At 44.5% G+C, this 12006-nt stretch carries 10 protein-coding genes; 4 read left to right on the top strand and 6 right to left on the bottom strand.

The features are described from left to right. The first annotated feature begins 30 nt into the window (after window positions 1-30). Both AB4484_RS01415 and AB4484_RS01420 read left to right on the top strand, forming a co-directional pair. Entirely contained in the window at window positions 31-651 is a 621-nt protein-coding gene (locus AB4484_RS01415) for a glutathione S-transferase family protein (RefSeq protein WP_052878574.1), read from the top strand. Window positions 652-801: 150 nt separating this feature from the next. Next, on the top strand, window positions 802-2478 hold the full coding sequence (locus AB4484_RS01420; protein ID WP_372076099.1) for a pseudouridine synthase: 1677 nt from the start codon (window positions 802-804) through the stop codon (window positions 2476-2478). Window positions 2479-2541: 63 nt separating this feature from the next. On the opposite strand, the gene AB4484_RS01425 is transcribed toward AB4484_RS01420, so the two are convergent. Then, a complete protein-coding gene (locus tag AB4484_RS01425; protein WP_248642491.1) occupies window positions 2542-2940 on the bottom strand; it encodes a DoxX family protein in 399 nt (132 codons plus the stop codon). 117 nt (window positions 2941-3057) lie between these two features. Here AB4484_RS01425 and AB4484_RS01430 point away from each other — a divergent pair, with 117 nt between their 5' ends. After that, complete coding sequence (locus AB4484_RS01430; protein WP_248382440.1) at window positions 3058-3954, top strand: LysR family transcriptional regulator; 897 nt, start codon at window positions 3058-3060, stop codon at window positions 3952-3954. Window positions 3955-4005: 51 nt separating this feature from the next. On the opposite strand, the gene AB4484_RS01435 is transcribed toward AB4484_RS01430, so the two are convergent. From AB4484_RS01435 to AB4484_RS01445, 3 genes are all read right to left on the bottom strand, one after another. Next, complete coding sequence (locus tag AB4484_RS01435) at window positions 4006-4299, bottom strand: YkgJ family cysteine cluster protein (protein ID WP_248382441.1); 294 nt, start codon at window positions 4297-4299, stop codon at window positions 4006-4008. Between the two features lie 165 nt (window positions 4300-4464). Beyond that, window positions 4465-5649, bottom strand: a complete 1185-nt coding sequence (locus AB4484_RS01440; protein ID WP_050651717.1) for a D-alanyl-D-alanine carboxypeptidase family protein — start codon at window positions 5647-5649, stop codon at window positions 4465-4467. A gap of 178 nt (window positions 5650-5827) precedes the next feature. Beyond that, the gene (locus AB4484_RS01445) at window positions 5828-6415 is read right to left on the bottom strand and encodes a DUF4136 domain-containing protein (RefSeq protein ID WP_050651718.1); all 588 of its coding nucleotides are present in this window, start codon (window positions 6413-6415) and stop codon (window positions 5828-5830) included. A 268-nt stretch (window positions 6416-6683) separates the two neighbouring features. On the opposite strand from AB4484_RS01445, the gene AB4484_RS01450 reads away from it, so the two are divergent. Beyond that, window positions 6684-6938 carry a YgjV family protein gene (locus tag AB4484_RS01450; RefSeq protein ID WP_017068159.1) on the top strand — a complete coding sequence of 85 codons (255 nt, stop codon included), beginning with the start codon at window positions 6684-6686 and terminating at the stop codon, window positions 6936-6938. Window positions 6939-7073: 135 nt separating this feature from the next. On the opposite strand, the gene AB4484_RS01455 is transcribed toward AB4484_RS01450, so the two are convergent. Both AB4484_RS01455 and AB4484_RS01460 read right to left on the bottom strand, forming a co-directional pair. Next, window positions 7074-8537 (bottom strand): sensor domain-containing diguanylate cyclase, encoded by a 1464-nt coding sequence (locus tag AB4484_RS01455; RefSeq protein WP_050646202.1) that lies wholly within the window; start codon window positions 8535-8537, stop codon window positions 7074-7076. A gap of 295 nt (window positions 8538-8832) precedes the next feature. After that, on the bottom strand, window positions 8833-12000 hold the full coding sequence (locus AB4484_RS01460) for a chitinase C-terminal domain-containing protein (protein ID WP_372076102.1): 3168 nt from the start codon (window positions 11998-12000) through the stop codon (window positions 8833-8835). Between the last annotated feature and the right edge of the window lie 6 nt (window positions 12001-12006).

Raw genomic sequence — 12006 nt, forward strand, 5'->3', positions numbered from 1 at the left:
ATAAACTGAACCCGTTAACTAGGTAGAATCATGATTACTTTGCATCACCTAAATAAATCGCGCTCAAAGCGTATCATCTGGCTGTTGGAAGAGCTTGGGGTAGATTACCAAATCAAACCCTACCAACGCGACAGTGTCACTTTTCTTGCACCACCAGAACTCAAATCCATTCATCCATTGGGTAAATCTCCTGTCATTGAAGACGATGGCGTCGTGATCACTGAATCTGGTGCTATCACGGAATACCTAATCGACAAATACGGTCAGGGTAAGTTCGCACCTACACGCGGCACCGCAGACTACGTGCAATATTCGCAATGGCTTCACTTCGCTGAGAGTTCAGGTATTTTGCCAATGCTACTTAAGATCTTTGTAATGAAAGACGGCTGTGAAACTAACTTCCTAGGCGGTTATGCAGACGATGAAAACCAAAAGATCTTAACTTACGTGAATAATGCACTTGAAGGTAAAACCTACTTGGTTGCAGACACACTAACAGGTGCAGATTTTATGATGTCTTTCATCGTAGAAATCGTTGGGAACTTTGGTGCAACTGCGCTCTACCCAAACATTGCTAAATACGGTGAACTTTTAACAAGCCACCCTGCTTACCAAAAAGCAGAGCAAGTAGAGCTAGAACACTCGAACTGATCGAGTTTCACTCAAACACGTGCTTGCTAGGGTAAACACAAGAAACTAAATGAAGCCAAAGCCTATTTATCTTCTGCTTTGGCTTCTCATTTGTCTTCATTTCGACAACAATACCGAACTCTAACTGAACAGCCATAGAGTTTGATCTTAATGCCAGTAAACCTCGCTCAATACACACCTCTGCACCTAGCAAACACGAATGTCGATTTAGCGCTACCGACTCGCTTTACGTTCCCGTATTACTATACGCCGCACCCTGTGTGTGAATTCGCTATGCTGCAGCTTCAGCAATCACTTGTCGACTATGGTGTGAATGAAAACTCGCAAGGTAATCTCTATGCTGTGCTTCTTGTTCAGAATCCAACAACACAAGAGTTAGGCTACCTTTCTGCGTTTTCGGGCTTGCAGTTAGATCCGGCTTTGGCCTCTCAGTTAAACAACATTCACTTTGTTCCACCAGCCTTTGACTCAGAACAGTTTCAATCTCAAAACAGTGCGAACCTTGCTCGCCAGTTGCAACTTGTGGACGACATAGAAAAGCTACAACAATCGCACAACCTAGACGCATTATTGGCTGAACTTGAAGAGTTAAAAATCAAATCAGCACAAGCCATCGAAGCCTTTCAGTTAGCAATGGCCGCGAACAAAGCCCAACGTTGCGAACTCAGAGAGCAAGCCAATCAAGAAAAAGCATTAGGGAATCTAGAGTCAGCGGCAAACTTGCTCAAACAACTGGGTAATCAAAGTAGCCAAGAGAAACGTGACCTAAAAGCACTTCGTATTGAGTGGAAACAGAAGATCGCAGAGCGCCAATCACAAGTTGATTTGATTGAAAGCGAACTGAAAAACCGTCAGCAAGATCACCAAGCAGTTTCACAGCAGTTGGAAACTCAACGTCTCTCTCACTATCGCTTTATCGATCAAGCCAAGCAATCTAAGAATTTACTCGAGTTGCTCGATGGCAAAGACGCTCTTGAAGGCTCTGGTGAATGCTGCCTACCTAAGTTGCTTAACTTTGCGTTTGAACACGGGTTCAAGCCGTTAGCTTTGTCTGAATTTTGGTGGGGATTACCGCCTACAGATATCATTCGACAACACGCAAACCTCTACCCTGTTTGTCAGAGTAAAAGCTTTGAGATCCTCGAACACCAGCTAAGTGGCATAGAGCTAGAAGATAACCCGCTTATCGTGAACCCTGCTGTAGGTAAGTCTTTTGATATTGTTTATGAAGACGACGAGATCGTGGTCGTCAATAAGCCTGAAGAGTTCTTGTCGGTTCCCGGTAAGTTCATCGAAGATTCAGTTTATACCCGCATAAAAGCGCGTTACCCGGATGCGACTGGTCCTTTGATTATCCATAGATTGGATATGTCGACGTCAGGTTTGTTGATCTTGGCGCTCACGGCAGAGTCAAACAAGCACATTCAGAAGCAGTTCATTGATAGAACCGTAGAGAAACGCTACACCGCGCTACTTGATGGCGAAATTACGGGCGAATCTGGCGATATCAGCCTTCCTTTACGCGGCGACATCACAGACCGACCAAGACAACTGGTTTGCCATCAACACGGCCGAAATGCAGAGACCCATTGGCAAGCGGTGAGCACTCATAATGGCAAAACCAAGGTTCATCTGTACCCTAAAACAGGGCGAACCCACCAGCTGCGAGTACACTGCGCTCACCCATTAGGGCTTGGTGTGCCTATTCGTGGTGACGACTTATACGGATACAAACGCGAGCGCTTACACCTGCACGCTGGCTACCTGAAACTGATTCACCCGACAACCGGTGAATGGATGGAGTTTGAAGTTCCTTCTGAGTTCTGAACCATTTCCATTTGGTAGGGCTTCGTGCCCTACTCTTATTTCCTTTGCCCCCCATTGCTATCGCTACATGTCGAATAAACTTAGTACGGATGCAATGATCAAGAAGCCAGACCCCAACAGTGTCACCATCGCGGGAATACCATCCTTCCACGTATCGAATCTCAAATGAAAGTAAATAGCCCCTAGTGAAGTACTCGCTAATATCAAACCTCCCATCATTTGCGTATGTTCAGGTGCTAAACCAACCAAAGCACAGAGCAACAATACAGCTCCAGTAAACTCAACCATGCCAACTAGAAACATGGTCACTCGGTTTAATCCATAGCTTTTAAAAAAACCAAGTTGGATTTCAAACACTTTACGCTGCCAAGCAAGTGTCTTGATTGAGCTTGCCAATAAAAAGAACACCACCAGTAATACACTCACCACTGAAATCATATCGCCACCTTTCTTAAGAGTTATTAACGTCAGTGGGATTATTTAACCATTCATAAATCGAGCGATAAATGCTAATTTTATGATAGTTAAGATTCCAATTTGGAATGATTAAGTTTAGATAGCAGACGTAAGGCAAGTAGAATGGATAAAATTGAGTGTATTCGTATCTTCGTGGAAACTGCACAGCTGAACAGTTTTACTGCTACTGCCAATAAGCTCGATATGACACAAAGTGCTGTCAGTAAAAAGATTGCGTGGTTAGAAAGTGATTTAGGAATGACGTTGTTTCAGCGAAACAGTCGCAAAATATCCCTAACCCATGCAGGTAAAGACTACCTCACTTATTGTGTCCGCTTCCTAGAAGAAATGTCCGCAATAGAAAGTCAGCTCAAGCGAGAAACTGAGTCCGTAGAAGGTGAATTGAAAATATCCGCTCCAAGTGCCTTTTCAACCATGTTACTCAGTGAACCGCTTCAAGCATTCATTGAACAACATCCGGGGATACGGATTAATCTCAGTGTTGACGACCGTATCGTTAATCTCAATGAACACAATATTAATGTCGCCATCCGCGCATCACAGCTGAAAGACTCAGGGCTAAAAGCACGCTTGCTGTTTAATAACAAAGTTCACTACTTCGCATCACCCGCATACCTAGAGAAACACGGAGCACCGCAACAGCCACAAGAACTGAGCAAACACCACTGCTTAACCTATTCACTGATGACGCCTGCGAATGAGTGGCGTTTTACCGACAAGAGCCACAAAGCCAGCAGTATTAAAGTAAATCAAATATTCACTTCAGACAGCCCAGAAATGCTGCTTAAGATGTCTCGTCAAGGTTTAGGTATTGTCGCTTTGCCGAATTGGATGGGTAAAGAGTTTGTAGAGAAAGGGGAATTAATACGGTTGTTGGCAGATTGGAGTAATGACCAGTTACCAATGTATGCGGTGTATCATGCGAGCGACTATTTGCCCCAACGAATCCGAGTGTTTATCGATTTTCTTGCGGAGTATTTGAGTTCAAGAAATAGTTAAAGCTCTAAGAACAGCTAGAGCTCAACTGAGATCGATAGCTAAGATAAAATCTTAGCCCATTACATCCTTGCGCTGATCAACGCATTCATAAGAGCCCATTTCGAACTCACGACAGATCCATGGTCGGTTTTCGTAGATAGTACACATCAGTGTTTCTCTATCTACCGCAGAACACCACCCGTCATCTAAGCGCTTCATGGTTTCACCGCCCCATTCATCGTAAGCGATGTGCTCTTCAGGTACGCCCGTATCTGTGATGATCATAACCTCTAAACGACAACAGCATGCCTGACAATTGGCACAAGTTACTTCAGGTTCGGTGATGTTCTTTATCTCTATGGTCATAAGTGACTACACTGCTAAATTTTGCGTATAGTAATCGAAACCGCTCGCTACGGCTAATAAAGAAAGCTGCCAATACTGTTTTCATACAGGCAAGAATAGAAACGGGCGTTGTGATTGACTCACAACGCCCGTTAGATTTTTCGTTTAATTAACTAGAAGCGCTATCTAGAATAGACTCGCGAAGAACAGCTTAACGTAGTCCATTAAACGTTTGAACAAACCGCCCTGTTCAACCGCTTCAAGCGCGATCAAAGGCTGAGTTTGAACATCTTCACCATCAACAGTGTAATGAACCACACCTAGAGTTTGACCTTCTGCAATCGGCGCTTTCAGTTCAGAGTTAAGCTCGATAGATGCAGTCAGCTTTTTACTATCCGACTTAGGCAACGTAATGAACGTGTCTTCTGCCACACCTAGTTTCAATGTGTCTTGCTCACCAAACCATACCTTCTCTTCAGCCACTTGATCGCCGCCTTTGTGCGGGTTTAGTGTATCGAAGAAACGGAAACCATAGCTCAATAGCTGTTTGCTGTCTGATTCACGGCTCTTAACGCTTGATGCGCCCATCACAACCGCGATAAGTCTCATCTCACCTTGTGTCGCTGAACTCGCCAAACTGTAGCCAGCACCGGAGGTGTAGCCCGTTTTCATGCCATCAACGGTTAAGCTTCTATCACGCAACAAGCCATTACGGTTGTGCTGTGTGATGCCGTTGTAACTGAAAGAGCGTTCGCTGTATAAGCCATACACATCCGGTAAATCACGAATAATGGCACGACCGAGTAACGCGATATCGTAAGGAGTCGAATAGAGGTCGTCTGCATCTAAACCATGTGCATTGGCAAAATGGGTGTTTTCTAGCTTCAGAGAGGTCGCCCAAGAGTTCATCAGGTCAACGAATGCATCTTGCGAGCCCGCAACGTGTTCCGCAATAGCAACACTTGCATCGTTACCGGATTGAATAATCAAACCACGGTAAAGGTCCATCATTGCTACATCGGTATTTACTTCGATGAACATTTTTGAGGAGTCTGGGAAGTTCTTCGCCCACGCATTTTCACTGATTCGTACCTGATCATCAGCAGAAATGTTGCCTCGCTTCATCTCTTGACCTGCCACATAGCTGGTCATCAGTTTGGTCAAGCTCGCTGGGTTTAACTTAGTGTGTGCGTTTTTTTCTACCAGCACATCACCAGAATTAAAATCAATTAACACATACCCTTTTGCGCCTAGGCTAGGTGGGCTTGGTACTATAGAAGGTGCTGCGATAGCTGAATTACTTACCATCGCTGCGTTACTTACAATGAATATACTTAATAGAGGGAGAGAGTATTTGGAAAACAGTTTCATTGAATCAAACCTAAGTTAACGTTTTGAGCAGTATAGACAAATGCTAGCAAAAGAAGCGCGAACTTTACGTTGCTTTACGTATTTGTACCATTCGTTACAAATAAAAAAGTATAATCTGCGATCTGACCATATTTTCCACAACTAATATTGACCCAATAAATACATTCAACATCTAATACTATCGCTCAGGCATGCGTCTAAATAACATTTCCACAAAGCCAGTAATGCGCTGTTTGCTCTCGCTTGGCTCTAAATCAGGTTGAATGCCAGACTGTGCTAATGCTTGCCATTGTACGACCTCTGAGTTAGGTACGAAAAACGCAATGTACAACGACCCTTTCTCCGCAACTTTACCTTCACCATCGTAAAATGGCACACCAGTAGATAGCTTAATCGCATCGAAGATAGACTCATCGTTCAGTTCCGATTCTTCCGCTAATCCAAAGCCTACAACAACATCGCCGACACCATTCTGCTTTAACTGGTAACCTTTACTTGAGAGTTGTTCTTGAATCGAGTCCCGCACTAAGTCGGTCACCACGGTTTCATCATATTTTTGAGAAAGGTAAACCTTTTCAGATTCAGGGTGCCAGGAGTACGTCATCACGCCGTGTTTCATGAAATCAAAGTCACCGCTAGTGACCACACCATAATTGTGTGTGGGTGGTATTTCTTGCGAAGTGCATGCAATCACCCCAATAGCCATCAAAGCCAACAGTACTACTTTTTTTATGCTTTTTGTTGCACAAATGGATCGTTTTATCATTCGAGGCTTCCTTACCTATATAAGAATAACTATCAATTCAACCTCCAACATAAATAGTAATTATGTTAATAGAAAGGTCATTAAACGTTTGCGTAATCGCTAACCTTCACTTCTGTCCGTTTTGGGGGTTTAATCACAAAAACAGAGTTGGTATAGTTCACCCCGTTAAACAAAACCAGACCATTCGAGGCACGGAGCTTCCTCAGTCATCTCATGAAGAGAAGAATTGGTACCGACAAAGTATCGGCAAATTTAAGAGGGTCAAACAATGGAATTCAATATGGTTGAAATTTTAGGTTACGCTGCGTCTATTATGGTCGCAATTTCATTAACAATGAAAGATATCGTTCGTCTGCGTGTCCTTAACTTTATTGGCTGTGCACTCTTCACAGCATACGGCATCATGATTGACGCATGGCCAGTTGCAGCCACCAACGGCTTTATCGCTTGTGTAAACATCTACTTCCTTGCAAAAATGCAAAAGGAAAAAAAAACGGAAGCGATGAAAGCAGCGAAAGCTTAAATTAGCGATTAGCCTTTCAAATAATTCTGAAAAAGCCCAAATAGAGCGATCTATTTGGGCTTTTTTGTGTCTGTCGTTCTCAAGAACTCGATTTGTGTGCACAAAACTTTTCAATCCAACGAGTCTTTCAACCAATCACATGTAAGCAACGTGATATTCGTTCTCTCGATACGCTTGAGTGTTGTTACGTCCACTCTCTTTTGCTTGATAAAGCGCTTTGTCGGCTTTATCGATAGCGGTTTCAATGTCAGTCAGTGCTTGTGTATGGCAACACCCAGCGCTGATAGTCACTGGCGACACCAAGCCTTGAAGTTGCTCAACACATAGCCGTAACGCCTCTGATAATTCGAATAACTCATGTTCATCACAATCAAACGTCACCAAAATAAACTCTTCACCGCCATAGCGTGCAATCAAACGACGACGGTTAACAAATCTCTTAAGTGACTTTGCGACCGCACAGATAACTCGATCGCCTTGAGCGTGACCATATTGATCGTTGACCCGTTTGAAATGGTCAATATCAAGCAAGATGACGCCGACATTCGTTATCGGATAAGGCGAATTCTGAGTAATTTTCAGTTTTAGCTGCTCGATAAAACTCCGTCGACTAGGAAGCCCAGTAAGGTAATCTAGGCTTGCCACATCCAAGATTTTGAGATGACGATGCCGCAGGTAAAGAACCAACACGACAATAATGCTCAACAAACTTACAACCAAAGCCATCAAACTAATAAACAACAGGCTATGATTTCGATTAAGCTCTTGCTCTAAGATACCTGCAGAAATGACCCAATTAAGATAAGGGTAAAACTTATAGAAGATTTTTTTGTTGGTCGTGCCACTATCACTGGAAATCGAGTAACTGAATTGACCTTCTGGTTTGGTGGCGATTCGATCAATAAGCAGTTCAGACGAGTAGCCTATTAAGGATTTCAATGATTTATGTTCATAATCCGGATGAAGCACTAAGTTACCTTGCAGATCGACAATGTATACATATCCGCTATCACCAAACGCGTACTTTCTAAGTTTGTCTTTTAAACCTTCAAGATCGACCAAATACATCAGTTCTTCTTTATAGGTCGTCGCAACCAAAGTGTTGCCACTCGGGAGCCTCATCGAATAAGCGACTTTGGCTCTACGGCTTATTTCATGAGGATTAGCGTGAAAGTACTCGATCATGCCAGAGTCAATAGTGAGCTGTTTTTGGATATGAGTAAGATGTCCGCGCTTCTGACCTTGCAAGAATGGATGATAAAGGTGGACGCCTTGGGGTGACATCAAATAGATATAACCCGATTGTCCAATATGCAATTCACGGGCAATTTGGCTTACCTGTTCAACTTCTTGTTCTGGCGTGGTATGCCATACATGAGACGCAACGGTATCCGTAATTCCTTTAAGATATGTCTTTATCGCCTCATTCACTGTGGTGTCGACAATATCGTAACTCGCGTTCACAATCGTACGAAAAAACAGTTGGTTAGATTCCAACAATGACCTTTCAGTTCGATTAAATTGAAAGGCAGAAAGAATCATCGACACGACGGCGAGCGCAATTGAAAAATTAAGAATGTATTTACGTCTGACTTTCAAGATTACCCCGTAGATTTATAATTTCAGGTAACGCTGTGACTTCTCTTATATACAGACTGTTTTATATCATGTTTTTATTTTTTACTGAACGAGTGTCGATATTTTCAAGGGTTTCTATACGCAATCTGTGACTTATGACAAAAACGCCGAACTGGATTCAGTTCGGCGTTTTAATTTTACGTTTAAATTGATGACTTAATTTATACTAACATCCTGATAAATAGACTTAAAAGCATTCGCATTTATTACCTATTACTACGCTCTATTGTCTATAAAGAGATTACTTAGCATTAAATTAAGAACAAACTTGAGTCCAGCTACCGTCGCTACCCGGTTCAGAACTTGTCCACCAGTTTGCTTGATAAACACTACCGTTATGAACCACTTGGTCGCCTGTGTTTGCGTGGCTTGGGTTACCCGCCCAATCTTTCTGAGGTAAGTCTGGGTAAACCGCTAAACCAGCTGTATCACATGTACCAGGGTTGGTGCCGCCATCGCCAGGGTTACCGCCACCTGAACTGATATCACCTAATGGTAGATCTGGCTGCTCGAAGCTAAACGCGTAATCAACGCCACCGACATTCACCGCGTAGTTAGCAGGGCCTGAGATTGGTAAGTAATACACCATATCTAGCTCATACACACCGCCAGCAGGAAGCTCTTCCCATGTCGGCAAAGTAAACGCTACTCGGTGCATGGTTCCATCTAATCCACCGATGTTATCCGCACGAGTATGACCTGAAGCAATCACCGTCAAACCACCACCCGATTGATCTTTTGCATTATCAGGCGCAGACACAGGAATATCGAATTGGAACTCGGTACCGCCCGGAAGTGCTTGCCCTGTGTTGTTTGTAAACGTGATCTTAGGGTTAATTGGGTAGTTTTGGTCACCAACTTTGAAGCCACCAACCGATACCGAAATATCTAATGCTTCTGTTGGAATAGCACCCGTCGCTACCTTGTTTCCATATGGAGTCGCAGACTTAAACTTATCGTAGATAGCTTTCGTCATGGTGTTACCCATGTGGAACTCACCGTTACCGCTATTACACGCTTGTTCAGTTGTATCGATAGACGTTCGATTGCCATTCGCATCGAGTACATAACAGTTGTAATCCCCTGCTAGTTCCCAGAACATGATGCCGCCGATCTCTTTGTCGATAACGTAGTCCGCTTTTACGTCGATAGACTGTTTATCTTCCGTCGAAAGGAATACACCCTTCTCTGCGTTCCACAACCAAGGCGCAACCGCCACGCTGTCATAGTTTCTCGTGTAAGTGCCCGTTAGAACATCTGAAGGATCATTCACTGGATCAAGCTTGTAAGCGTCAGCATAAGAACCCCAAATACCTTTCTCTAGGTTCTTCGCGTGCCACATTGGGTTAGAACCCGCGCCCATTTCGTTACCTTTTGGATCGGTATCATGCCACATGTTATCGATACCAATAGCGCCATGGCCACAGTTGTTTTTCTCGCCTTCACCCGTACCCGCTGAACATTCAGATTGGTTTGGCAGTGCTGCTCGGCCCCAAAGACCATTCTCACCACCCGTTACGCCTTGCCAACCACGAGTGTAGTAAGGCACACCAATGTTAATACGGCCTGCTGGCATAGAACCACGGAAGTAATGGTAAGCCCAATCCGTGTTCAGATAACCAATACCACCGTAAGCCGCCGTGCCGTAAACGTTCCACTGTGCTAGCTCTGAATCTTTACCTGTATCAAACAAGGCTGCGTTATGACCTACGTGATCGTTCCACGCACCATGAAGGTCGTAAGACATGATGTTCACGTAATCGAGGTACTTAGTCACATCGAATGTTTCCATACCGCGTAGTAGGTAACCAGAAGAAGGCGCCGCGATCGTTAACATGTAGTGATTGCCATCTTGCGCTGAGGCAGCATCGAGCTTCTCACGTAGCACTTTCATCAACACTTGGTACGAAGCCCATAGGTATTGACGACGTGGTTCCATGAAGTCTTTGTCGTAAGGGTTACCAGCACCTGCCATTGAGGTTGGGTATTCGTAATCGATATCCAGACCATCGAACTGGTACTTACGCAACATTTCAACAGCGGAAGTGGCGAATGTTTCGATACCTTGATGATTTATTGATCCATCGGCATTGGTTGTCATTGTGTAGAAACCGCCATCAGCCACTCGACTGCCGTCAGTCGCGAAGTGACCACCGGTCTCTGCCCAACCACCGATTGAAATTAGCGTTTTCACGCCATGTTTTTTCTTCGCTGTCGCTAATGCACCAAAGTGACCTTTGAAGCCCAATGCAGGGTCAACTTCAACGCCCGGCCACTCTTTGCCAACCGCTGCGTTTTCAGGATCATTCACATCACCGACGTTTACTTTGCCGTCTGAGCCGATGCTCACAAACGCGTAGTTAATGTGTGTGAGTTGTTCCCAAGGGATGTCATTTACTAAGTAAGCGGCTTGTGGGTCATCCCCTGCACGCCAACTTGTGAAGTAACCAATGACACGACGTGGGTGATCCGCGCCCATTTTCTCACGACCTTCATCATCGTAAATCGTACAGTAAGGAACATCGACACCTTGAGTTTGATATAAGCCATCAGGGCGACATGTGCTCACTGTTGGAGCGCCATTCACAGTCAACGATGCCAACGCAGAATCTGCAGTCGCACCTTGGTCGTCTGTTGCTTTCGCGTAAACCGCTAAAGAACCCGCTTGAGTCGTTGTGTAATCTAACGTGTAAGGGCTCGTTGCTGCTGTACCCACAAGAGCACCCGCTACGTAGAAATCAACCTTATCAACCGTGCCATCGCTATCTGCTGCCGTTGCTGTCAGTGTGACTACACCACCAACATCAACAGATGTCACTGAAAGTGCAACTGAAACTGTCGGTGCTTCATTCCCTGGTTGTGCTGAATCAACAGAAACAGAAACCGCACTTGCAACACTTGCTGCGCCTTCATTATCCGTTGCAACAACAGAAACCTGATGATTACCCGACGTTGCAGCCCAAGTCGCTTCGAAAGGTGCCGCTGTGACTACCGCAACTGATGTGCCATCAACAAAGAACTCAACCGAAGCCACACTGCCATCAGAATCTAGTGCTGTTGCACTCAATACAACATTGTCGCCTTCAGTAATCACGTCAGAAGTAGAGGGTGCCGTTAATGAAGCAGTTGGTACTTCATTCGGCGTACCGCCACCTCCGTCGCCGGCACACACATCCACTTTCTTCCATTGTGCGTAGTCGCCTTCAAATTGGCTTGGGTTGTTATTTTGATTCCAGTAATTTGCCGTATAAGCACTGCCGTCATGTGAAACCTGATCACCACCTGTGTATACAGTGGCAGAGTCCCACGTTTCTAACGTTGAGCAATCCACAGCCGCATAGCTGTTGAACGCCATTAAGCATGACGCGGTGAGCGTACTGAGTGTAAAAACCTTCTTGGCCACTCTTCCTTGATTTAGGTGCATGTTAGC

Source organism: Vibrio sp. 10N.261.46.A3 (genome assembly GCF_041472995.1).
GTDB classification, from domain to species: domain Bacteria; phylum Pseudomonadota; class Gammaproteobacteria; order Enterobacterales; family Vibrionaceae; genus Vibrio; species Vibrio coralliirubri.

Coding starts and splice junctions, on each gene's coding strand:
- AB4484_RS01415 (WP_052878574.1), top strand. CDS start 31: ATGATTACTTTGCATCACCTAAATAAATCGCGCTCAAAGCGTATCATC.
- AB4484_RS01420 (WP_372076099.1), top strand. CDS start 802: ATGCCAGTAAACCTCGCTCAATACACACCTCTGCACCTAGCAAACACG.
- AB4484_RS01430 (WP_248382440.1), top strand. CDS start 3,058: ATGGATAAAATTGAGTGTATTCGTATCTTCGTGGAAACTGCACAGCTG.
- AB4484_RS01435 (WP_248382441.1), bottom strand. CDS start 4,299: ATGACCATAGAGATAAAGAACATCACCGAACCTGAAGTAACTTGTGCC.
- AB4484_RS01440 (WP_050651717.1), bottom strand. CDS start 5,649: ATGAAACTGTTTTCCAAATACTCTCTCCCTCTATTAAGTATATTCATT.
- AB4484_RS01445 (WP_050651718.1), bottom strand. CDS start 6,415: ATGATAAAACGATCCATTTGTGCAACAAAAAGCATAAAAAAAGTAGTA.
- AB4484_RS01450 (WP_017068159.1), top strand. CDS start 6,684: ATGGAATTCAATATGGTTGAAATTTTAGGTTACGCTGCGTCTATTATG.
- AB4484_RS01460 (WP_372076102.1), bottom strand. CDS start 12,000: ATGCACCTAAATCAAGGAAGAGTGGCCAAGAAGGTTTTTACACTCAGT.